The sequence below is a fragment of the Oceanobacter sp. 4_MG-2023 genome, from assembly GCF_030689165.1.
Classification (GTDB): domain Bacteria; phylum Pseudomonadota; class Gammaproteobacteria; order Pseudomonadales; family Oceanobacteraceae; genus Oceanobacter.
This window is the reverse complement of sequence record NZ_JAUYVV010000003.1, coordinates 17,712-41,239: the sequence shown is the minus strand read 5'-3', so window position 1 is coordinate 41,239 and position 23,528 is coordinate 17,712. Positions and strand designations below refer to the sequence as shown.

Here is a 23,528-nt window from a genome sequence, read left to right as displayed (position 1 = left end):
ACGGTGCCCATTATAGAGCGCTGTGCGTTACAATGTCTGGCTTCATTCTTATTCTTCCCCCGCCAGGCAATCCGGCCTGGCCTTGTTTCTGGATTGGCCACTTCACCATGTTGAACGAGTATCTGAAAAAAATCCTTACTTCTCGGGTTTACGATGTCGCTACCGAGACGGCGTTACATATTGCCCCGTTTTTGTCTGAGCGACTGGGCAATCAGATCTGGATTAAACGTGAAGATCAGCAAGATGTGTACTCCTTCAAAATTCGAGGTGCTTACAACAAAGCCGCTCAGTTGACGGCTCAGGAAAAAGCACGTGGTGTTGTCACCGCTTCTGCTGGTAATCACGCCCAGGGGCTGGCTCTGGCTGCCAGCAAGCTGGGGTTGAAAGCCGTTATTGTGATGCCGCGTACGACACCGGAAATCAAGGTGCGTTCGGTCAAGGCCCGTGGGGCCAAAGTGGTGTTACATGGTGATGCCTTTGATGATGCCTTTGCCTACTCGCAAAAGCTGGTGGTTGAAAAAGGCATGACCTATATCCACCCGTATGATGATCCTGAGGTGATTGCCGGTCAGGGAACGATTGGTATGGAAATCCTGCGTCAGATGCCGCAGCCGATTGATGCCATTTTTGTTCCGGTTGGTGGAGGTGGTCTGGTGGCTGGAGTGGCGGCGTATATCAAGGCCCTACGCCCGGAAATCCGGGTGGTTGGTGTTGAAAGCACGGAGTCAGCCAGTCTGGCAGCGGCGTTGGCAGCGGGTGAGCGCGTTACCTTGCCATCGGTGGGCATTTTTGCCGATGGGGTGGCGGTAGCGACTGTTGGTGAACACACCTGGGCAATCGCCAAAGACTGTGTGGATGAAGTCATTACCTGTACGCCGGATGAAATTTGTGCTGCCATCAAGGATGTCTTTGATGACACCCGGGCGGTCTGTGAGCCGGCCGGTGCACTGGCCATTGCCGGGGTCAAAAAATACGTTGAGCGCGAAGGTTGTGAGAACCAGAATCTGGTCACGGTCTTGAGTGGCGCCAACGTTAACTTCGACCGCCTGCGGTATATCTCGGAAGTGGCGGAAATTGGTGAAGGCCGCGAAATTATTCTGGCAGTAAGCATTGCGGAACAGCCGGGCAGCTTCCAGCGTTTTTGTGCGTTGCTGGGCAAGCGTCCGATTACTGAGTTCAACTATCGTTATGGTGATGACGATATGGCGAGGATTTATGTCGGCGTCAAGGTCGGGCCGGAACCGGGGGCACGGGATGCGTTGCTGGCGGAATTACGCGCGGATAATTATCCGGTGCTGGATCTGACCGATGATGAAATGGCCAAATATCATATTCGCCATATGGTCGGTGGGCACGCACCGGCATCTGTTCAGGATGAGCGTTTGTACCGCTTTGAATTTCCGGAGCGTCCGGGAGCCTTGTTGCTGTTTCTGAAAACACTGGGCAAGCGCTTTAATATCTCGCTGTTCCACTACCGTAACCACGGTGCGGCCAGTGCTCGTACATTGGTGGGCTTACAGGTACCGGCCGAAAAACTGGCGCAACTGCATGGTTATCTGGATGAGCTGGGTTATCCCTACTGGGACGAAAGCGACAACATGGCGTACCAGTTGTTTTTGCGCTAGGGCTGATGCTGCTGCCGTCAGTGCGAAATGTCCGGGCTTAACCGGGTTCGGGCAGCTGGCACCGTCAGGCGCTGGCCCTGATTCAGATGGGTGGTACAGGCCACCCGCAGCAAAGAGGCAAAGTTACCGACTTCGCCGCGCCGTTCAATCACTTCTCGGTGAATACGGCTCAAGAAGGTCCCCAAAGACAAGTCGGCATCGCTGGCAATGTCTTCCAGCAGATGCCAGAAGACCGCTTCCAGCCGAATACTGGTGACCACACCATCGAGTCGGATGGAGCGGGTTTTCAGTTCAAACAGCTCCGGTTCGGCAGCAGAATAAATCTCACACATAACACCCTCTCCTGGCCCTGGCCAAGGTCAGTATGCCCTGCGGTATGGCAGGGCATGTCTGGATGATTCTAGCGGGTTTGGCAGGAAGGGAAACTTACAATGCCATCAGCAGTTGGTTAAATTGAGCCAACCAGGCCGGGTGGGCAGGCCACGCGGGTGCGGTGACCAGATTACCATCCGTTACCGCGAGGTCGGCATAAATACCACCGGCCATGGCAACTTCCGGAGCGCAGGCCGGGTATGCGGAAATGGTACGCTCACGAATGACATCGGCGGCGGTCAGGATCTGGGCACCATGGCAGACAGCGGCAATGGGTTTGTTGTTGTCAGCAAAGTATTTGACCAGTGCGATAACGTCGCTGTTCAGACGCAAGTACTCTGGCGCGCGACCACCGGGAAGCAGCAAGGCATCATAATCGGCAGGGTCCAGACCGGCAAAATCGGCATTCAGGGCGAAGTTGTGGCCCGGCTTTTCGGTGTAGGTCTGGTCGCCTTCAAAGTCGTGGATCGCGGTTTTGACGATATCCCCTGCGGCTTTGTCCGGGCAGACTACATGCACCTCGTGACCAACCATCTGCAACGCCTGGAAAGGCACCATCAACTCGTAGTCTTCAACAAAATCACCAGCAATAAACAGTACTTTAGCCATGAGTCAGTTCCTTTATTGTTATCTGAATCGCCGCTGTAACGACAATGGGCTTTTACTCTAAGGGCTGGTGAGTGGCGGTGGGTAACAGCGGGTTACTACATGGCAGAGGCACCTGGCATTGGCCGTTACAGTCGGCCCTTGCTGTAGCGCTCACGCGCTTCCTGTTTCTTTTTCTCGCTTTTTCGCAACAAAACATACAAGACTCCGGTGCCGCCATGTTGAGGCTGGGCAGTGTGATAAGCCTGAACGTCATCGATCTGTTCCAGCCAATACACCAGATAGCTTTTCAGAATGGCCGGATCACCTTCGCTGCGGTCTCCTTTGCCGGGCAATATCACCACACTGCGAATGTCATGTGCCATGCAGTCCTGCAAAAAATGAAACAGTTGGCGGCGGGCTTCTTCGACGGTACGTCGATGCAGATCAAGGCGGGCTTCGCTTTCGTACTTGCCCAGGCGCAATTTGCGAAAAACACCATCCTGGATACCGGGGCGCTTGAACCCCACGACGTCGTGGGGGCCGACACGCTGGACGCCGGTCGTTTGCAAGTGATTCGGGTCGCGTTTCGGGCTGCTATCCACCGCGGCAATACGGCGGGCTTGCTGTGAGGCGCGGGTAATATCACCTTTTTTGATGGCGACTCTGTCCCGGGTTTGCAGGGGTTTGACGTCTTGCATGTGCTGGGAAAACGTATCGTCGTGATCAGTCATGAGGGGGCGCCCTTGCCAGTGTTCCTGTCTATAATAACCAGTATTACTGAGATGCGGTAAAATTGACGACCCTTGAACCGAGGGCATTGGATCATGTGGTGACAAATCTTTGCTCAGAATCACAGACTGGGGACGGTCAGTGATCTTAATGTGGTATATCGTTGGGTGTTTAATGAACAGGATCGCTGAAGGCGAGTCATGACAATATTTCGACGATTATTATTGCTGTCAAGTGCATTGGCGATGCTCGGCATTGGCGTTGTTGCCAATGCCTTCGAGGGCTCCCATCGGGTGATGGATTGGGCACAGCTACTCGATTTGAGCAGCCAGCAGCAAGCTGACATTAAGGGTATAGAAGCCAGCTTCCTGCAGCATTTTCAGCAGTTGCGTGATGACGCCATCCCCCGGTGGGGACAAGGGTTTGATGAGCAGCGGTGGTTGGAGCAGCGAGCCAGGGAGCGGGAGCTGGAGGCTGGCATAAGACAGCAATTACGGCAGGTACTGAATGAATCGCAACGTCTGAAGGCCGATACCATTGTGCAACGTTTTCACACTAAAGCGGCGGCTGGCATGTTGGAGAGAATCACCCAAGAACTGGATTTGACTGCCGATCAGCGTCATCGTCTGAAAAAAGCCCAGGCCTCGATTGCAGCAGATTTCCACTGGCCGATTGATCATCGCCAGATGGAGCTGACCCGCATTGGAGTCGAAAAGCTGTTAAGTGAGTATTTGACACCAGAGCAGCTGGAGGTCGCGCAACAGCGGCGTCAGAACAATAATAAACGCTGGCCAAAACCAGAAGATTTCAGGGACGACCGGGAGAGGCGAGATAACAGACCTCGGCCGCCTTTTGATGCGCCCCCTCGTCCTGACGACTTACCTTTCATGCACGAATAGAAACCCGGCGACAGGCGAAACCATAACCGCCATTAAAGACCAACCGCCGGGCGGCTCTGAATGCGGCCCGGCGTGCAGGTTCTATGATCAGAAGCTGTAGACGAGTGTGACGCCAAATTCCTTGTCCATGTTCTTGTTGGCATCCGGTACTTCTTCAACGTATTTGATTTTATAGGTCAACTTGGTAGCCAAGGAGCCATTGATCTGACTTTTGAGGCCGGTTTCACTTTTGTAGGTACTGTTGTCATCGCCCATTTCAGCGCTGGCAATTTGAGTAAAGTGGGTAGTCTTGCTGATTTTCCAGCCGTATTTCATCGCCAGACGCAGCATGCCCTGTTCTTCAATTTCATCGCTGTTTTCCAGCTTGTCGCGGTTATAACCAGGGCCAGCCTCGAGATCCAGGTTGGTGGTGTCTGAGTCGATTGCCCGGTAGCCGTAGCCAACCGAAATGGTGCTTTGATAGGTGAAGCCGGAAAAGCGGGCACGTTCCTGATCTGCATGCAGCGCCAGGTAGGAATGCTCACTGAAATTGCGGTCCAATTGTATGGCACCGTAATAGGTTTCTTTCGAAACGGTGTCATCTTCTTTGCTGGTCAAGGCTTCAAGACGGTAGTGAGAGTCCCAGTTGATGCCTTTGCGCGACAGTCCGAACTTGCCGTTCAGGCTACTGGTCTCGGTATTACCCGAGGTTATGATGCTACCCAGCTCCGCAGATCCTCCCCAAAAAGGTGGCATTTTTTCGGTGTCGGCTGCCTGGGTGTGAGCGGCGATAGCCAGTAGGGTCAGAGCAAGGGCCTGTTTGGACATGAGTGTCTCCGTAAGAGGTGTTGCATTTAGTGCGGCAGAGTAACGATGCCTGTTTGACAATTCAACCTTATAAATTGCGTGTGTATGGTCACGCAACGTCAGGTTTATTGACGCAGCAGAACAGCCAGCTCTGACGACCGTAAGGGTGAAGATAATGGCTCTATATCGTAGACGTTCAGGCTTATTTCGCCAGTTTTTGTGCCAGTTTCAGTATGGCGGGTCCGGCAATAAATGAAATAACCATCGCGGCTGGCCACGCCAATCCCCAGGCTTTCATCCAGAATGATAAAAAATGACTGGAGTAACCAAGATTGATAAAGACGATCCAGCCACTCATCAGAAAACTCAGGACGCCGGACATTAAGGTGCTGTGTATCAGTCTAAGCTTGAAATGCATGATTTTTCCGAGGTTGGGGCCAGAGAGACCGGTGCCGCAGTCTGGAATCTGGCGCAGGCGATGGGTGTATGGTGCTGAGGCAAACTCTGATATGGCTTGCGTATTGGTTGATGCACTGGGCCATTATAAACGGTCTCGGTCTGCCAATGCGTGCATCACGATTGTATGGACTGTTGCGTGTGTTGCTTTATTCGATAAAAAAGCCGGGTGATACAGGTTAATTCTCAGGAATCTTGGCAGTGGTTATTGGCTGTCTGGTTTATAGATGATTTCGACCTAACCCTTCCTCCGATGAATCGCTTTATTTCTGTTAGGATTTTAATTACTTACCAGGCCTGCGTGTCAGGCAAAGCGAAGGAAACAGATTATGCTCTATAAACTGAATGCGAAAATAATGGACGCCATGCGCCCCGTTCACGTTTGGTCCCGGATGACTCGACAGAGCCTGTACCAGCCGTTGAATCCCCTGAATAGCAGCTGGACTTTCCGTAGCATGCGAGCGGGGCTCGAAACGGTTGAGCGTTTGACCGACTGTTATGAAACCCCAGTATGGGGGTTGGACACGACCGAAATTGATGGTCGTGAAGTGGCGGTTCACTACGATGTAATTGTGGATCGGCCTTACTGTAACCTGCTGCATTTTCGTCGCGAAGAGGCACCGGAAGGCCAGCCCACCGTATTGTTGCTAGCTCCTCTGTCCGGGCACTATGCGACCTTGCTGCGCAATACCGTGCGGGAGTTCTTGCCTGATCACGAGGTGTACATCACCGAATGGAAAAATGCGCGGGATGTACCGATGGCCGATGGCGCCTTTCACTTCGACGACTACGTTGAGTACCTGATCGACTTCTGTCGGGTCTTGGGGCCGAATATTCATGCGATTGCGGTGTGTCAGCCTTGCGTGCCTGCGCTGGTCGCGGCCAGTCTGATGTCGATGGATGGTGACCCCAATCTGCCAAGCAGTATGACGCTGATGGGAGGGCCGATTGATGTGCGTATCAACCCGACCGGAGTGAATGACTACGCCTCCGGCAAGGATCTGGAATGGTTTGAAGATAACGTTATTTGCCGGGTGCCCCGTGACTTCAAGGGGCGCGGGCAACTGGTGTACCCAGGGTTTATCCAGCTGTCAGGGTTTATGTCCATGAACATGGACTCGCACGTCAGCAAGCACTTCAAGTTCTTCACCGATCTGGTCAAGGGCGATGGTGAAAGCGCAGAAGGACATCGGGTGTTCTATAACGAATACCTGGCCGTGATGGATATGCCTGCGCACTACTATCTGGATACGATTCGACGGGTATTTCTGGATCAGGCATTACCCAAGGGCGAAATGGATTATCGGGGGCGTCGCATTGACCTGACGGCAATTACCGATATGGCGATGATGACTGTCGAGGGCGAGCTGGACGATATTACCGGTCGTGGCCAGACCTCGTGCGCGCTGGAGCTGTGCTCCGGTATCCCGGCGGATCGCAAGCAGCATATGGAAGCTGAAGGTGTAGGCCACTATGGCATCTTTAATGGTCGTCGGTTTCGGGAATTGATTGCACCCAAAATAAAGGCGTTTATTGCCGAGCAGCCCATAAGAGAGAGCCAGGACGTTGCCGCTGCCGAGTCAAAGGCTGGGGTGACGGACGTTGTCAAACCCGCGGCTCCAAGCGCTCCGGAACCTGCCAGTGCATTGGCACGGGTATCGGATCGTAAACCTCGTACGTTGAGAAAGCCGGCTTCAGGCAAATCGGCAGAAAACAAGCCAGCGGCAAGCAAACCGGTAACAGGCAAGCCAGCAGTAGAAAACAAGACCGCGACCAGCCAGCCAGCGGCAAGCAAACCGGTAACAAGCAAACCAAAGCCTGAATCGTCAGAATAAACGGCGATAGATAATAAATAGATATACGTAGCCCAGCCGCCAGGCCGGGCCATAAAAAAGCCAGTGACTACGATGTAGCCTCTGGCTTTTTTTGTGATTTTTATCCGTGCAAATGATTTGGCGATATCACTTTGCCATTCGCACAGACCGGGTGTTTAGCGTTCGATCGCCAAGGCAACACCCATACCGCCACCGATACACAAGGTCGCCAGACCTTTTTTGGCATCCTGACGGATCATTTCATGCAACAGGGTGACCAGGATACGACAGCCGGAAGCACCAATCGGGTGGCCCAGTGCAATGGCACCGCCGTTGACGTTAATCTTCTCGACATCCCAGCCCAGCCCCTTATTAACAGAGAGCGATTGCACAGCGAAGGCTTCGTTGGCTTCAACCAGATCCAGATCTGATATATCCCAACCGGCTTTTTCCAGGCACTTCCTGGTGGCCGGAATCGGACCGGTTCCCATGATTTTCGGGCTTACCCCGGCGCTGGAATAACCCTTGATGGTAGCCAGAATCGGCAGCCCCAGGGCTTCGGCTTTTTCTTTGCTGGCCAACATAACGGCTGCGGCGCCGTCATTGAGGGACGAAGCATTACCGGCGGTGACAGAACCATCACGCTTGAAGGCAGAACGCATACCGGCGAGTTTCTCGACGGTTACACCGGCACGCGGGCCTTCGTCGGTATCGACGATGATCGGATCGCCTTTCCGTTGTGGAATTTCGATGGCAGTAATTTCATCTTTGAACTTGCCAGCGGCAATGGCTGCAATCGCCTTGGCCTGGGAAGCCGCGGCGAAGGCATCCTGCTCTTCACGGGTAATGCCGTATTCATCGGCGATATTTTCGGCGGTAATACCCATATGATAGTCGTTAAAGGCATCCCACAGGCCGTCGGAAATCATGGTGTCGACCATATTCCAGTTGCCCATGCGCTGGCCATTACGGGAGTTGGGTAATGCGTGAGGTGCGTTGGACATGGATTCTTGTCCACCGGCGATAATCAGGTCAGCATCACCACAGGCAATGGATTGTGCTGCCAGGTGCAGTGCCTTGAGGCCAGAGCCACACACCTTGTTGATGGTCATGGCGGAAGTGGTTTCGGCCAGGCCTGCCTTGATCATACTTTGACGTGCCGGGTTTTGCCCGCATCCTGCGGTCAGTACATGCCCCATGATGACTTCGTCAACCTGGTCATTCGCAACACCCGTTTTGCTCATGAGTGATTTGATGATTTGGGTGCCGAGATCGATAGCCGACATACTGGCCAGTGAGCCGCCAAAACTGCCGATGGCGGTACGGGTTGCTGCAACGATTACTACGTCTGTCATGGATTTCTCTCCTTCCTGGGTTGATAAGGCTATGTATTGAGTACCACAGCCAGCGTGACAAGTGTGTGACTGGCGTCAGGTCAAGACAATTAATACAGCGTTGTCCTGAGATGCGGCAGTAAATCAGGAGTTCCCGGGCGCAAGGTCCGTCGAGGCATTATTGCCGATACGATCAAGAGCACCAACATCCAGCACCGGGGATGCGTCAATATGTTGCGCATCCATCATATAGGCCACGCGTTCCAGTGAACTGAGAATCATGGTCTGTTCCCATTCCTGCAGATCCTGGAACTGGCGAATAAAACTTTCCTGTAACGGACGAGGTGCATGCAGCAAGGCTTTTTGTGCGTCTTCCGTCAGATGAACATACACCTTGCGTTTATCCTGGCTGCCGCGCTCCCGTACAACGTAACCCCGTTTCTCCAGCCGATCAATAATGGTGGTGACGGTGGCCTGCGACAAGCTGACCTTGCGCGCCACTTCGCCAACGGTCATATCGTCGTTGTGACGCAAGGTTTGCAGTATCAGTAGCTGGGGAGCGGTCAGGCCAGACGTTTTACTGAGTTGTTTGGAGTGTAAATCGGTGGCACGGATTATACGTCGCAGGGCGACCAGGACTTCATCATAACGTTTCATGAGAGGCACAACTGTCGGGTAGATAGAGAGCAGATTCTACCTTGTCAGTGATCATTAGAATACGAAGAAAATGGTGATTGTCTGGATGGGACTGAATCCGGCGTTTGGGGGCAAAAACGGTACAGGTTCTGGTTTTTGGTTAAATTTTGATCTTAATTTTGTTTAGGGTTGTAAGTATTTAGGTGAGCGACTAAAATGCTTCGTGTACTAAATAAATGGTTGAGGCGTAATGAGGCTGTATGTGGCTTCAGTAGGCGGCTCTATAAAATGTGTGACTGATGCATTGTCGGAAATGTCCGAAATTACCAATACAGATCAAAGTAATATTCTCTTCCGGAAACCAAATTCCACTGATGGGAATTCAGTTTTCAAGCTGATCAATGAATGTAAGCCCTTAGATGTCAATTCAATGTATTGCAATTTGCTGCAATGCACGCACTTTCGGGATACCTCGATTCTGGCGGAATCCTCCAACCAGCTGGCCGGATTTATTTCGGGCTATCGGGTGCCGGAACAGCCGGATGTGCTGTTTGTCTGGCAGGTGGCGGTTGCCCCTCATGCCCGTGGTCAGGGACTGGCCAGCCAAATGCTGTCACGACTGATCGAACAGCAAGGGCCTCACATTCGTTATGTCCACACCAGCATCACCGCTGACAACACTGCTTCCTGGAATACCTTCCGCCGTCTGGCGCGGGACCTGGGTGCAGCGTTGGAAACAGATGTGATGTTCGATCAACAACAGCATTTTGGCGGTGAGCACGCTACCGAGACCCGAGTCTCGATCGGACCTTTTGTTGTGTCTGACCCGGCAGTTGCTGAACCACTGGTTAATCAATAAGGAGCACTGGATTATGGGTATTTTCAAAGAGATAGAGTCGAACGTTCGTGGTTACTGCCGTGCTTTTCCGGTTGTGTTTCAAAAGGCATTGAATGCCACTCTGGTTGATGACCAGGGCAAGGAATATGTCGACTTTCTTGGCGGCGCAGGAACCTTGAATTACGGCCATAACAACCCGGCATTCAAACAGGCACTGATTGAATATATTGAGGCTGATGGTGTGACACATGGCCTCGATATGCATACTGAGGCGAAGCGGGATTTTCTGGAAACCTTCCAGAGCCATATTCTCAAGCCCCGCGGCATGAACTACAAAGTCCAGTTTACTGGCCCAACCGGTACCAATGCGGTTGAAGCGGCCCTGAAAGTGGCGCGAATGAATACCGGCCGACAAACCATTGTGTCGTTTACCAATGGTTTCCACGGTGTCACCCAGGGCGCAGCGGCAGTCACTGCCAACGGCTATTACAAAAAATCCATCGGCATGCCGACAACCGGTGTGCAGTTTATGCCGTTTGATGGCTACCTCGGTGATTTTGATACGCTGAAGTACTTCGAAAAAGCATTAAAAGACGGTTCTTCAGGTCTGGGTCATCCCGCTGCAGTCATCGTTGAGTGCATCCAGGGTGAAGGTGGCCTGAATGTCGCCAGCGCCGAATGGATGCGTGGTCTGCAGGCGCTGTGCCGTCGTTATGACATGTTGCTGATTGTGGATGATATCCAGGCCGGTTGTGGCCGTAGCGGTACGTTTTTCAGTTTTGAAGAGTTTGATATCCAGCCGGACATCATCACCTTGTCCAAATCACTGGGCGGTTATGGTTTGCCGATGGCCGTGGTGTTGCTGAAAGACAAGTACGACACCTGGAAGCCAGGTGAGCACAACGGTACCTTCCGGGGTAACAACCACGCCTTTGTTACCGCCCGCCGGGCGCTGGAGACCTACTGGGCTGATGACAGCTTCTCGACAGAGGTCAAGCACAAGGCTTTTGTACTGAAAAACCGTCTGAAGAGCATTCAGGCGCAGCACGCCGGAGACTGCAAACACAAGGGTCGCGGCATTATGCAAGGGCTGGAGTTTGCGTCCGGTGACGTGGCCGGTGACATTACCGCACAGGCGTTCACACGTGGGTTGATTATCGAAACCAGTGGTTCCGATGGACAGGTGGTAAAAATCCTGACGCCGCTGACGATTGAAGAAGCCAACCTCAACAAGGGGCTGGATATTCTGGAATCCTGTATCAACGATGTGCTGGCTGAACGCAGCCGGGTTGCTGACGCGTCCTGACCTCCCCACTGACGGGTGGCCTGTACACTGGTCGCCCGTTGCTCGTTTATTCTGGTTTGAAAAATTTACAAGGGACTATCCATGATTGTTCGTACTCTGCAAGACTGTGAAAACTCTGAACGCTCGATTGACGGCGGCACCTGGAAAAGCGTGCGCATGTTATTGGCCGACGATAATATGGGCTTTTCCTTCCATATCACGACGATATTCAAAGGCACAGAAACCCCGATCTGGTATAAAAACCACTTGGAATCGGTCTATTGCATGAGCGGTGAAGGCGAGATCGAAACCTGTGCCGATGGTAAGATATACCCCATTACCGCGGGTACGCTTTATATCCTCGATCAGCACGACAAACATTTGTTGCGTGCCACGACCGCCGATATGGAGATGGCGTGCGTCTTTAATCCGCCGTTGAACGGCAAAGAAATTCATGATGATGATGGTGCTTACAAGCTGAACGATGAGCCGCTGTCGGTATAAGTCGGGCAACCGCAACCGGGCATCTCGTTCAGTCTGAACCTCGCAGGAGAGAGTGTTTACATGACACATAGTGTCGAAAAAATCGGCGGTACGTCGATGAGTCAATATCAGCATGTGCTGAAGAATATCTGGATGCGTCCGCGTTCAGTCAGTAATGCTGACGTCAGTCTGTATCGCCGGATTTTTGTAGTATCCGCTTACAGCGGCATTACCAATGGTTTGTTGGAACATAAAAAAACCGGTGAAGCCGGTGTTTATGCCCTGTTTGCCGAAATGGATGATGCCCGCTCCTGGCAGTCGCGTTTACAGGACGTATTGAATGCCATGCTGGCGATCAATATGGGCATGTTCGGTTCCGCCGGTCTGAACAACGATATGGTGCGCAAACGGGCTGACCAGTTTATTACCAATCGTATGGACGATGTCCGGGATTGTCTGGAGCATCTGGAAGCGGTGTGCAGCTTTGGTCACTTCCAGCTCGACGATCATTTGCATCGTGTGCGCGAAATGCTCAGCGCCATGGGAGAAGCCCACAGTGCGTATAACTCTGTGTTGTTGTTGCGCCAGCATGATGTCAATGCCCGTTTTGTTGACCTGACCAACTGGCGCTCTGATACCCAGATGAGTTTTGCTGACCATATTCTCAAGGCGTTTCAGGGCATTGACCTGGAAACGGAAATGCCCATCGTGACCGGCTATACCCAGTGTCGGGAAGGCCTGATGCGCACCTATGATCGTGGTTATAGCGAGATGACGTTCAGTAAGATCGCGACCATGACCGATGCCTGTGAAGCGGTTATTCACAAGGAATATCACTTCAGCACTGCCGACCCCTTGCTGGTGGGTGCCGAGAATGTCAAACCGATCGGCATGACCAATTACGATGTTGCTGACCAGCTGGCCAACCTGGGCATGGAAGCGATTCACCCACGGGCAGCTGCCGGTTTGCGTAAAAAGAATATTCGCCTTATTGTGCGCAATACTTTCGAGCCGGAACATCAGGGCACCGAGATTCGTCGAGACTACTGCAGTAGTACCCCAAAAGTTGAAATCATTGCCGGAACGCGCAACGTCTGGGCGTTGGAAGTGTTTGACCAGGATATGGTTGGTGACGCTACCCACGGACAGAAAATGGCCGATCTGGTCTTTGAATCCGGCGTACGGGTACTGACCAAAGACTTTAATGCCAACACCGAGACCTTTTACCTGAAAGGTAACAAACGCCGTATTAACTGGCTGATGGATCGTCTGCGTCAGGTATATACCGATGCAGATGTTCGGGTTGAAAAATTGGCGATGGTCAGTGCTATTGGCAGTGATATGAAGATACCCGGGCTGTTGCAGAGCGCCGCTGGGGCTTTGTCGGATGCCGGTGTCAATATCCATTCGGTTCACCAGGCAATGCGCCAGGTGGATATGATGTTCCTGGTCAGCGATGCGGATTACGCAACCGCCGTCAAGGCACTTCATTCCCGATTGGTAGAGCAGGCAGATATATGGAAACAGCAGCAAACGGCATAACACAATTCACGCATCTGCTGCTTCGGCTTGGCGCAGCAACTGGCTTATGGCTGGTTGCTGCGTTTTGCTTTGCGGCATCCGAACCGTCGGATGATCGCACCTCCATCACGGCCGACGAAAAAGCCGAAACCACCATTAATCAGTTACAAGCCCCCTTGTATACCGCGTTCACCGAGCGCTACATCCTTGATGAAGTGAAAAACCTGCGTCAGATGCTCGCCGATGCACGGGTTGAGTTCACTGAAAAGGTCGTCGAGCGTGAGTTTCAGGTGGCGGATCGGGCACTAACCTACGCTACCGACACGGTTACCTATTTCTTTTATCTGATTGCCGGATCGTCAACACTGCTGGTGTTGGTGGGCTGGAACTCCCTGCGCGACGTCAAAGAGCGGGTGGGTGCCTACGCCAACGATGAAATCAAACGCATTACCGACTCTTATGAGTCGCGGCTGGAAAAGCTCGAACGGGACTTACACAGTAAGTCGCGCCATATTGCGGCCGCTCAGGAAGAAATTGAGCTGACCAACGAAATCCACTCACTGTGGCTGAAGGCATCGCAGGAAAGCAGTCCGCAAGGCAAGATTAATGTCTACGACCAGATTTTGCTGTTGCGCCCGGATGATGTTGAAGCGCTGACCTACAAGGCCGATGCCGCACTGCTGCTGGGGCAGGCACAATGGGCCAGCAGCCTGGTCAACAAGGCGTTGGATATTGACCCGGAAAACAGCCACGCCATGTATCAGCGTGCCTGTGCCCATGCTGAATCCGGTTTTATTGAAGAAGCATTACGCGACCTGGAACAGGCGATTCAACAATCAGAGACTTTACGTTTACAAGCCAAGGACGACAGCAGTTTTGCAGCCATGGCAGATCATGAACAGTTTTTACTGTTGGTGTCGGGTGCGGTAGCGGGGGAATAATCACCTTTTTCATTGCCCATAAGTGTATTTTATTGTCATGAAATGATGATGAATTTGGCGGCCGAGCTGTTTTCCTTTGGTTGTTTTTCCGCCATTATTGCCGCAATTGCATCTGGCTTGGCAGATTTTCTGTTACGACGGTTCAGATGTCTGGCAATCTAACCAACACGGACAGTGAATATGACTCGATTTTCTTTGACGCCATTGGCATTGGCTGTTGCACTGACTCTGACTGCATGTGGCGGCGGTAGTGATAGTGGTGATAGTGATGGTAGCAACAGCGGTACTGGCTCTGGTTCAGGTACCGGATCAGGTACTGGCTCTGGCTCTCTTACAGCGGTCAGCCTGACCGGTCTGGCGGTCAAAGGGATTCTGACAGATGCTGACATTAGCGTCACCAGCCTGGATGGCACCACCAGCTACGGTACCACCAGCACCGATAGCACGGGCCGTTACAGCCTGGATGAGATGGATATTCCATCCGATGTGCCCGTCAAGGTCACCATGACCACCAATGCCCAGACCCAGGTCAAATGTGATGCTGCGGGTGGCTGCACCTGGGGTGGCCAGAATTATGCCTTTGGCCAATTCTATTTTTACAACAACAGCGACTTTGTTCTGTCGGCCATCTTGCCATCCTATGGTGCAGACACTGCCAAGAACCTGATGGTAACGCCAATCACGCATTTGGCCGCGATTCGTGCCGCCGCAGCGTACCCCAGCGGCGCCAGCGCTGCCGAAGTTGAAGCTGTCAACAAAGCCACGGCCACCTTGCTGGGTCTGGATAACGTCGATATTACCAATGTTTCTCCTGCCGATATCACCGCCGCCAGCTCGTCCAGCGCCGATATTGACAGCCAGCGTTATGGCACCATAGTTGCCGCCATTGCCACCATCGCAACCAACAAAGATACCGATATCGCCAATGTCGTGAATGATCTGGCTACCGATTACAGCGATGGCGGTATTGTGATTAATGCCAGCGACGACAACACCGTCGACCTGGAGGACATCTTTGCCGGAGCCGCCGATGCGGCAGAGGAAGCGGGCAGTAATCTGGAAGACGGTGCGCTGATTGCCAGCGAATACCATCTGGAAGAACAGCAAGCCAGCATTGCCCCTGAAGATGAAGAAGCCACCGCGGATACAACCACGATAGATGACGGTTCTGAAGATCTCAGCGAAGAAGAGCGTAAGGCGGCAGCGGTTGATGATGCAGTGAGCTTGCTGGAAGATCTGAACGACTGGAGTGACGCCATCCAGAGCGTCGATACCGGCACACTGCTGACCGCTCTGGATGCCGAAGCCGAAGAAACCGAAGCATTGATTGGCGCGATGGAAGACAACTCGGATATTTTCCGGGGTCTGGCAGAGTTGGTTGTTGATACCGACGATGAACCCGGTTTGGTGTTCGAAGCCACGGATATCCTGCTACAGCACATTGCATTGGGCGCCTATATTGCCCAAAACCATGCAAGCCTGGACAGTACCGATCATGGTGATGACAGTTTCACCATTACCGCCAGCGAGCTGTTGGCCAGCGGCGTCAGCTTGTCGATTCTTGAGTTTCTGGATGATGACGGCGACGGTGAGCCAGACGATGGCAAAGACATCAGTGTGACCTACACCACCACAACTTCATTTGGTGAAACCTATGTTGATAGCTTGAGCTTCTCTGGTGAAGGTGTTGGGGCGAGTGTTGATGCCGATTCGGTGATGACCGTCAGTGTTGGCCTCAGCAGTCTGACGGCCGGGATCACCGGTTTCCATATGACCGGGCTGGAGGATGGCGAAGTCTTCTCCGCAACTGGCAATATAGAAATGACCTTTGATTCGCTTAATGGTCTGACCGCATATGTTGATTCTGAAGCCATTGATGGACTGAAAACACTGAGTATTCAGCTCAACAGTCATTTGGATGGCGTCAGTGAATTGGCTGATAGCACACACTTCGCCCAAGCCAGCACAGACCTGATCATCGATATCGAAGCCAGTCGTGCGTCTGATAGTGAGGGTAATTACACCGGTGATCTGGACGGTTCACTGACGATGGACGTGCTGGTGAAAAATGATGCCGGTAACGATGACAAGATAGAAGGCACGCTGACCGCCGTGGTTGGTGGTTCTGCGGAAGACATCAATGATCTTGAACGTTGGTTTGTGGCCGATACCGGCTCCGTTAATTTTGACGGTGTCTTGCAGGCAACCGATACCGATGGCAACGTACTTTCTTTTGACGGCAGTATCGGCATCGTACCAACACTGGTCGATGGCGACGAGGCCGGTATGAATCTGAACCTCGATGGTGCCACCAAACTGGCCAAGGCCAGTGGCTATTCTACCGCCTTTGCCGGCACGATTGGCGTTCGTGATGAAGCGTTACTGACGGCTGATGGCTCGATTATCGAAGACAGTTATGGCTTCCCGATATATGTGTATAGCGAAGCATCGTTATCGGGGGAACTGGAAGTAATCAACGCTTCTGGTACCACCAGTTTGTCGTTGTCCGCCTATCTTGGTGCCAATAATCTGCAGGAAGTGGCCGCATTGGCGAACCTCGATGCTGGTCCGCTTGATCCTGGTTATGGTACGACCGTCGACACGATTACCTTCACGGGAGCAACGGTAACCTATAACGATGATGGCAGCGTGGGTGTGGTGATGGCAAGCGACTACGATGATAGCTTTGCCAACCTGCTGGATAACATGACGGACTATGGCTGGACAGCCTATCTGACCAGCGGTGATATCAGTATGCCAACGGCGAGAACATTCTCGTTAAGTGACTGCTCTGGTGATGAGGAATCGGGCTACGAATGTGCGATTTACATGTACGGTGCAAGTATCCAGGATGTTTCTCTGGATGGCAGTGTGGATATCAAGGATGCACAGTCGTGGTGGACGGCAGTGTCCAGCAGTCTTGATTATTACGAATTGGCATCTGTCGGTTTGAATATTGCCGATGCGAATGGTTCAACGGCAGCGATCGGCGGCTTTCGTTACGTTTATTTGTCCGATCTGGTCGCTGGTGATGAGGTAGCCCTGGATCTGGACATCAACGGTGTCTATCTCAACGACATCAATGTTGAAGAACAGATTCTGGATGCCGAAACCACTTCCACTTATCTGGAGTATTCCGTCGCTTTGGAAGCCGATGCAACCGCCCTGGGAATGGACGATGCCAGCATTCGACTGGTGGGTGAGCGTACCGGTCTGGAAGATGGTGTTGGCCTGTTACGTCTGCAGTACGGCGACCGTTCGATTACCATCAACCTGGATACGGCATACCTGAGCACGACTTCTGTGACCAATCTGACGATCAGCAACGGTGATGTCACCATGGTGATCGCAGCGACCTGTGCCAGCGGTGACGTCACGGATATGGGCATTGCAGCCTGTGACGAAGATCTGGAGTTTGCGGGCAATATCACCTCAGGTGGTTATGAGGTAGGTACCCTGGAAATTCGCAGTGGCTTGCCTGTGTTTATTTTTGACGATGGCAGTAAATACAACCTGGTCGTCACACCGGCCTTTATGGTAGAGCTGGCAACCGCGCAATAAATGACTCGTTGCCGGTGATAAAACAGGGAGCTGCGGCTCCCTGTTTTTTTGCCTGTTTGTTTTTGCCGGAAAGTCATCAATCTCCCAGAGAGAAGGCATTATGCTGACAAGGAATTATCGTTCCCCATGGTCTTGGCTATTGGCATCGACGGTACTGATGGCCGGCTCTGTGCAAGCGGAAGACTGGCATATCCGCTATACGCAAGATATCCATGCCTGGTCGGGAGCCATGGCCGTTGCAGAAATTACCAACGACTGGAACGGCACCTTGAAAGACGACGATGACGGCTTCTTATGGATGCAGACCAGTGCCTCTGTGGGCTACGGCGCGTTCTCTGTGGCTTATATCAGCCGCCATCATGCCGAATACGAGTTCTCCAATGCCCTGGCGCGCGGGTTTTATTATCAGGCCAACGACGTGGCACTGGATCAGGTGTACGAAGTGGAAGCCGATGTACATGCCCGCCACTATCAGGGCGAAGGCCTGAACCTGTCCTGGGTATTTGCCGCGGCAGATAACCGGCGTTGGTCCATTACCCCATCGGTGACCTGGTTACGCTTGTATCGGCTGATCTGGGGAGAGGTGAGCGGCACCCTGAATTATCTGGATGCGGATCACTGGGGCGGTGATCTGGATGTGGATTATGGTTATACCGAAGATAAAATCCCTCTTGAGAGAACTCTGGCAGAACGTTCCTATGGCGACCTGTACAGTCTGGATCTGGCTTTCCACTGGCACTGGCAGCAGTATCAAATCGACTATCAAGGTTACAATCTGCTGGCACGAATCGATTGGCCGGACATGCCAGGAACGATTGCCAATAAAAACTGGCAATACGATGATGGCAGCCTGACTACTGACAGCGGTTATTTTGTGTATGGTTATGAGTTCTATGAAGACCGTGTGTTGCGACCGCCACGATTGCATACGCTTCGTCAGCGTTATGGCCTCAGCGATACTCTGGCGGTGACTCTGCGCAGTTACCTGAACCAGATCCGCCAGGGCCATGAGCTGGGTCTCCGTTGGCAAGCGGCTGACCTGGCCTGGATGCTGGCAGTGGATTCACAAGGTCATGCCTTTCGGGCGGGGCTGCATCACCCGAAGGTTCAGCTGGAGCTGTTGAGCGAACGCGTTAATATCTCTCGCAGCCGTTTATTGGCGCTGCAGTTCGGGATTACACAGACATTCTAGGCAATAGGAGCCCAACATGCCCTTCAAGCTAGTGACAGCGGTACTCACGATCATGATGGCGCTACCGGTGTCTGCCAAAGCGGTGACGGAGCTGGTTATTGCGACCGTGAACAACGGCCATATGATCGAAATGCAAAAGCTGACCCCCGAGTTCGAACGCGCTAACCCGGATATCAAACTCAGATGGGTCACCCTCGAAGAAAGTGTACTGCGCCAGCGTATTACCACCGATATTGCCACCCGCTATGGCCAATTCGATGTGATGACCATTGGCTCGTATGAAGCACCAATCTGGGGAGAACGAGGCTGGTTAAGACCCTTGGAGTTTGGCCCACAGTATGACGTTGACGACTTGCTGCCTGCGATTCGCAGCGGTTTGTCGTATCAGGGGCAGCTGGTGGCGGCACCTATTTACGGCGAAAGCTCGATGCTGATGTATCGTACCGACCTGGTCGAAAAGGCCGGCTTCACAATTCCGGATCAGCCCAGCTGGGCGCAAGTTGCCCGCATCGCCGCCGCTATTCATGACGAAAAGAACGGTGTTTATGGCATCTGTCTGCGTGGCAAGCCTGGCTGGGGTGACAACATGGCCCTGCTGACAACGATGGTGAATACCTGGGGAGGACAATGGTTTGATATGGACTGGAAACCCCAGATCGACACCCAACCCTGGCATGATGCAATCCAGTTTTATGTCGACCTGGTCGCCCGCTATGGCCCACCCAATACCTCGGCCAACAGCTTTAATGAAATATTGACGCTGTTTAATGCGGGTAAATGCGGCATGTGGGTGGATGCTACCATTGCCGCCTCGTTTATCTCCGATCCAGCAATCTCACAAGTGGCAGACAAGGTTGCCTATGCCCAGGCACCGATCCAGGTGACGACCAAGGGTGCCAACTGGTTATGGGCCTGGGCTCTGGCAATTCCGGCATCGTCCCGCCAGCCGGATGAGGCACTGCGCTTTATTGCCTGGGCCACCTCGCGTGAATACATTCAGCTGGTCGGACAAACGGCAGGCTGGGCTAGAGTGCCGACCGGTACCCGTTTTTCTACCTACGAGCATGACGGCTTTCAGCAAGCCGCGACATTCTCGGCCGCCGAATTACAGGCTATTCGCAGTGCCGACCCGCAAGACAGCACCCTGCATGAATCGCCCTACAGCGGCATTCAGTTTGCCGCTATCCCGGAGTTCCAGCGAATCGGTATTGTGGTTGGTCAACAAATCAGTGCGGCACTGGCCGGTAAACGCAGCGTTGACGATGCACTCAAGGCAGGGCAGCGTTTTGCAGAACAGGAAATGAACAAAAAGCATTATTACTGAGCCATGATCTATGCCGGATGCCATTGCGCGGAAACAATGGGCGGAAAAAGACAGCCATCCGGGTGCTATTGGCATCAAGTTGTTATAACGTCGACCTGAACAGGCGATAGGAAAACAATCACTGTTGTTATCGTCCTGTCTTGTTTGAAGGTCATCCTCTCTGGCTATACGGCGAGGGTGACGTTTACTCCAGCTCTCCCTGTTAATGCAGCATGAACACGATAAAAGGAACCTGTTATGCCCAGTCTGTTAGAGCAACTGAAACAACACAGCACGCTGGTTGCCGATACCGGTGACCTGACAGCCATTCAGACTCTGAAACCGGAAGATGCCACCACCAACCCCTCGCTGGTGTTAAAAGCAGTGCAATCCGGGCAGTACGACGCCACTGTCGATGCCTCCCTGCAAGCCGCCACGGGTGACTGTCTGGAAGACAAAATCGACGACGCGTGTGATCGGCTGGCCGTTGCCATGGGAGCTGCCATTCTGCAACACATTCCCGGGCGTATCTCCACCGAGGTGAATGCCCGGCTGTCGTATCAGCGTGATGCCAGTATCGACAAGGCTCGCCGGCTGGTGGCCTTGTATGAAGAGCAGGGGGTCAGTCGGGATCGTATCCTGATCAAACTGGCCGCCACCTGGGAAGGTATCAAGGCTGCAGAGCTCCTTGAGCAAGAAGGCATCCAGTGCAACCTGACATTGATCTTCAGTTTTGCTCAGGCCCGTGCTTGTGCTGAAGCCGGTGTCTTTTTGATCTCGCCTTTTGTCGGGCGCATTCTGGACTGGTTTAAAAAGGCCAACCCCGGCACGGAATACGCTCCAGCCGATGAACCCGGCGTGTTGTCGGTGGCCAGTATCTACCAGTATTACAAACAACACGGATACAACACCGTGGTGATGGGGGCCAGCTTCCGTAACAGTGGTGAAATCCTGGCTCTTGCCGGTTGTGACCGTCTTACCATCAGCCCAGCCCTGCTGACAGAACTGTCTGAAACAGAGGGTGAACTGGATCGTGCTCTTTGCTATGACGGCGATATCAGCGAACCCCCGGCCGCCATGACCGAAGCGGAATACCGCTGGGCTCTGAATCAGGATGCCATGGCCACCGAGAAACTGGCCGAAGGCATCCGTGGCTTTGAGAAAGACCAGCGGACCCTCGAAGGATTGTTAGCCGAGAAATTGGGCTGATCTTCGACTTATCAAGGGCTGCTGCCCTGCCGGTACTACTGATCAGGATTAGGGATAGTCTTGTGCACCGGCACATCCACCTGGCCGCAGGCGATCACTTCGCCCTGCTGCCACAGCTTCCATTCCCCCGGTTGATACAGATCCCAGGCTTCATCGCTGGTCAGTGGTTCGGTGGCGATCACACTGACGACATCATTGGGGGTGGTTTCCGCGGCGAAATCGACGGTGACGTCGGCATCGGCCAGTTGTGCCGGGCCAAATGGCGCCCGACGGGTAATACTGGCCATTTTGGTGGTGCAAAAACTGAACAGCCAATCACCGTTGCTCAACAGGCCGTTAAATACACCTTGTTGGGCGTATTCTTCGGCCAGACTAACGAGTGTTCGGGCGAGTTGCTCCGGCATGGCATCGCGAGGCAGGTTTTGCCGCACCTGATTCATCAGATCACAAAATATTTCTTCGCTGTCGGTATCGCCGACAGCTTCATATGTTCCGACCCGGCGCACAAAGTGCGGAATCTGGCCGTTGTGGGCAAATACCCAATAGCGACCCCATAGCTCACGGGTAAACGGGTGGGTATTGGATAGATTGATATTGCCGACGTTAGCCTGGCGAATATGACAAATTGCCGTTTTGCTTTTGATCGGCAGCTGCGATACGAATTCAGCAATGGCCGAGCTGGCGGATGGTTCCGGGTCATGGAAGTTTCTGACTCCCTTGCCTTCGTAAAAGGCTACGCCCCAGCCATCTTTATGAGGGCCGGTTTCACCGCCACGGCGGGTCAGGCCGGTAAAGCTGAAACACAAATCGGTGGGGGTGTTGGCGCTCATGCCCAAGAGTTCGCACATTCGTTAATGCTCCAATACGTCGGCCAGTGGCTGAATCGGATTTGAGTGGCTCGCCATGCCTGGCCGGTGGCTCACAATATGAGCCTGATAAATATTGATCGAAATCCGGGAAAAACAAAACCCCGTCAGATGACTCTGAGCGGGGTTTTTTTATGGTTGCCACAGAGGATTATTTTACCGCTGTTTGCCACTCAGGTTTGTAATCACGTTTGCCGGTCACCTGTTCAAAGTACATGCTTTGCAGCTGTTCCGTGATCGGGCCACGATGTCCGGCGCCAATAACCCGGCCATCCAGGCTTTGAATCGGCAGTACTTCGGCGGCGGTGCCGGTAAAGAAAGCTTCATCGGCAATGTAGACTTCGTCGCGGGTGATGCGTTTTTCACGCACCTCGTAACCCAGGTTACGGGCGAATTCCATAATGGTGCGGCGGGTAATGCCGTCCAGGCAGGAAGTCAGTTCCGGGGTATAGATCACCTTGTCTTTGACCAGGAAGACGTTTTCGCCAGAGCCTTCAGCGACGTAGCCTTCGTTGTCGAGCAACAAGGCTTCTTCACAGCCGCTGTCGAGGGCTTCGCGCAGGGCCAGCATCGAGTTCATGTAATTGCCGTTGGCCTTGGCCTTGCACATGGTGATGTTGACGTGATGGCGAGTGTAGCTGGAGGTGCGGATTTTGATGCCTTGGGTTTTGGCATCTTCGCCCATGTAGGCGGGCCATTCCCAGGCTGCGACCATCAGGTGCACGCGTAGGTTGTCAGCACGCAGGCCCATGCCTTCGGAACCGAGGAAAACCATCGGGCGAATATAAGCACTGTCGAGGTTGTTTTCACGTACGGCGGCGCGTTGGGCTTCGTTAACTTCTGCTTTGCTGTATGGCATTTTCAGCCCGAGGATGTGAGCAGAGTTAAACAGGCGGTCGGTATGCTCCTTCAGGCGAAAAATCGCCGCACCCTCGTCTGTGTTATAAGCCCGCACACCTTCGAAAACGCCCATGCCGTAGTGCAGGGTATGAGTCAGAACGTGGACTTTGGCGTCACGCCAGTTTACCAACTCGCCGTCTAGCCAGATCAGACCATCACGGTCAGACATGGAAGGTTGCATAAGGACCTC

General features: G+C 53.2%; 21 protein-coding genes. 12 read left to right on the top strand and 9 right to left on the bottom strand.

Annotated features, from left to right (window positions below; genetic code table 11):
* The first annotated feature begins 107 nt into the window (after window positions 1–107).
* The gene (gene ilvA / locus Q8W24_RS03335) at window positions 108–1,625 is read left to right on the top strand and encodes a threonine ammonia-lyase, biosynthetic (RefSeq protein WP_305474396.1); all 1,518 of its coding nucleotides are present in this window, start codon (window positions 108–110) and stop codon (window positions 1,623–1,625) included.
* Window positions 1,626–1,642: 17 nt separating this feature from the next.
* On the opposite strand, the gene Q8W24_RS03330 is transcribed toward ilvA, so the two are convergent.
* The 3 genes from Q8W24_RS03330 to smrA form a co-directional block, all read right to left on the bottom strand.
* Window positions 1,643–1,957: a ribbon-helix-helix domain-containing protein gene (locus Q8W24_RS03330; RefSeq protein WP_303431350.1), complete on the bottom strand. Its 315-nt coding sequence runs from the start codon at window positions 1,955–1,957 to the stop codon at window positions 1,643–1,645.
* A gap of 94 nt (window positions 1,958–2,051) precedes the next feature.
* Window positions 2,052–2,606 (bottom strand): DJ-1/PfpI family protein, encoded by a 555-nt coding sequence (locus Q8W24_RS03325; protein ID WP_305474394.1) that lies wholly within the window; start codon window positions 2,604–2,606, stop codon window positions 2,052–2,054.
* Between the two features lie 125 nt (window positions 2,607–2,731).
* A complete protein-coding gene (smrA, locus tag Q8W24_RS03320; RefSeq protein ID WP_303431353.1) occupies window positions 2,732–3,316 on the bottom strand; it encodes a DNA endonuclease SmrA in 585 nt (194 codons plus the stop codon).
* 198 nt (window positions 3,317–3,514) lie between these two features.
* On the opposite strand from smrA, the gene Q8W24_RS03315 reads away from it, so the two are divergent.
* Window positions 3,515–4,213, top strand: a complete 699-nt coding sequence (locus Q8W24_RS03315) for a hypothetical protein (protein WP_305413676.1) — start codon at window positions 3,515–3,517, stop codon at window positions 4,211–4,213.
* Window positions 4,214–4,300: 87 nt separating this feature from the next.
* Here Q8W24_RS03315 and Q8W24_RS03310 read toward each other — a convergent pair whose 3' ends face one another.
* Both Q8W24_RS03310 and Q8W24_RS03305 read right to left on the bottom strand, forming a co-directional pair.
* Window positions 4,301–5,020: a YdiY family protein gene (locus tag Q8W24_RS03310; RefSeq protein WP_303431355.1), complete on the bottom strand. Its 720-nt coding sequence runs from the start codon at window positions 5,018–5,020 to the stop codon at window positions 4,301–4,303.
* A 181-nt stretch (window positions 5,021–5,201) separates the two neighbouring features.
* On the bottom strand, window positions 5,202–5,417 hold the full coding sequence (locus Q8W24_RS03305) for a DUF2798 domain-containing protein (RefSeq protein WP_303431356.1): 216 nt from the start codon (window positions 5,415–5,417) through the stop codon (window positions 5,202–5,204).
* A gap of 367 nt (window positions 5,418–5,784) precedes the next feature.
* Here Q8W24_RS03305 and phaZ point away from each other — a divergent pair, with 367 nt between their 5' ends.
* On the top strand, window positions 5,785–7,290 hold the full coding sequence (phaZ, locus tag Q8W24_RS03300; RefSeq protein WP_305451407.1) for a polyhydroxyalkanoate depolymerase: 1,506 nt from the start codon (window positions 5,785–5,787) through the stop codon (window positions 7,288–7,290).
* 155 nt (window positions 7,291–7,445) lie between these two features.
* Here phaZ and Q8W24_RS03295 read toward each other — a convergent pair whose 3' ends face one another.
* Both Q8W24_RS03295 and Q8W24_RS03290 read right to left on the bottom strand, forming a co-directional pair.
* Window positions 7,446–8,624, bottom strand: a complete 1,179-nt coding sequence (locus tag Q8W24_RS03295) for an acetyl-CoA C-acetyltransferase (RefSeq protein WP_303431358.1) — start codon at window positions 8,622–8,624, stop codon at window positions 7,446–7,448.
* A gap of 123 nt (window positions 8,625–8,747) precedes the next feature.
* Window positions 8,748–9,260 carry a MarR family winged helix-turn-helix transcriptional regulator gene (locus Q8W24_RS03290; protein ID WP_303431359.1) on the bottom strand — a complete coding sequence of 171 codons (513 nt, stop codon included), beginning with the start codon at window positions 9,258–9,260 and terminating at the stop codon, window positions 8,748–8,750.
* 292 nt (window positions 9,261–9,552) lie between these two features.
* On the opposite strand from Q8W24_RS03290, the gene ectA reads away from it, so the two are divergent.
* The 9 genes from ectA to tal all read left to right on the top strand — a co-directional run bounded on the left by ectA (window position 9,553) and on the right by tal (window position 21,572).
* Entirely contained in the window at window positions 9,553–10,098 is a 546-nt protein-coding gene (gene ectA, locus Q8W24_RS03285; protein ID WP_303431360.1) for a diaminobutyrate acetyltransferase, read from the top strand.
* A 13-nt stretch (window positions 10,099–10,111) separates the two neighbouring features.
* On the top strand, window positions 10,112–11,383 hold the full coding sequence (ectB, locus tag Q8W24_RS03280; protein ID WP_303431361.1) for a diaminobutyrate--2-oxoglutarate transaminase: 1,272 nt from the start codon (window positions 10,112–10,114) through the stop codon (window positions 11,381–11,383).
* Window positions 11,384–11,464: 81 nt separating this feature from the next.
* On the top strand, window positions 11,465–11,866 hold the full coding sequence (locus tag Q8W24_RS03275) for an ectoine synthase (RefSeq protein WP_303431362.1): 402 nt from the start codon (window positions 11,465–11,467) through the stop codon (window positions 11,864–11,866).
* Window positions 11,867–11,926: 60 nt separating this feature from the next.
* Entirely contained in the window at window positions 11,927–13,387 is a 1,461-nt protein-coding gene (locus Q8W24_RS03270) for an aspartate kinase (RefSeq protein ID WP_303431363.1), read from the top strand.
* The gene (locus tag Q8W24_RS03265) at window positions 13,363–14,307 is read left to right on the top strand and encodes a hypothetical protein (protein WP_303431364.1); all 945 of its coding nucleotides are present in this window, start codon (window positions 13,363–13,365) and stop codon (window positions 14,305–14,307) included. Before Q8W24_RS03270 ends, Q8W24_RS03265 begins: the two co-directional genes overlap by 25 nt.
* A 180-nt stretch (window positions 14,308–14,487) precedes the next feature.
* Window positions 14,488–17,868 carry a hypothetical protein gene (locus Q8W24_RS03260; protein WP_305474392.1) on the top strand — a complete coding sequence of 1,127 codons (3,381 nt, stop codon included), beginning with the start codon at window positions 14,488–14,490 and terminating at the stop codon, window positions 17,866–17,868.
* A 100-nt stretch (window positions 17,869–17,968) separates the two neighbouring features.
* Window positions 17,969–19,060 (top strand): hypothetical protein, encoded by a 1,092-nt coding sequence (locus Q8W24_RS03255; RefSeq protein ID WP_305474390.1) that lies wholly within the window; start codon window positions 17,969–17,971, stop codon window positions 19,058–19,060.
* A gap of 16 nt (window positions 19,061–19,076) precedes the next feature.
* Window positions 19,077–20,384, top strand: a complete 1,308-nt coding sequence (locus Q8W24_RS03250) for a sugar ABC transporter substrate-binding protein (RefSeq protein WP_303431367.1) — start codon at window positions 19,077–19,079, stop codon at window positions 20,382–20,384.
* Between the two features lie 237 nt (window positions 20,385–20,621).
* Window positions 20,622–21,572 carry a transaldolase gene (tal, locus tag Q8W24_RS03245; RefSeq protein ID WP_305413685.1) on the top strand — a complete coding sequence of 317 codons (951 nt, stop codon included), beginning with the start codon at window positions 20,622–20,624 and terminating at the stop codon, window positions 21,570–21,572.
* Between the two features lie 35 nt (window positions 21,573–21,607).
* Here the strand turns inward: tal and Q8W24_RS03240 are convergent, their stop codons facing one another.
* Together Q8W24_RS03240 and Q8W24_RS03235 are read right to left on the bottom strand one after the other, a co-directional pair.
* Window positions 21,608–22,420: a class II glutamine amidotransferase gene (locus Q8W24_RS03240; protein ID WP_303431369.1), complete on the bottom strand. Its 813-nt coding sequence runs from the start codon at window positions 22,418–22,420 to the stop codon at window positions 21,608–21,610.
* A 169-nt stretch (window positions 22,421–22,589) separates the two neighbouring features.
* Complete coding sequence (locus Q8W24_RS03235) at window positions 22,590–23,519, bottom strand: branched-chain amino acid transaminase (RefSeq protein ID WP_303431370.1); 930 nt, start codon at window positions 23,517–23,519, stop codon at window positions 22,590–22,592.
* Window positions 23,520–23,528: the final 9 nt, after the last annotated feature.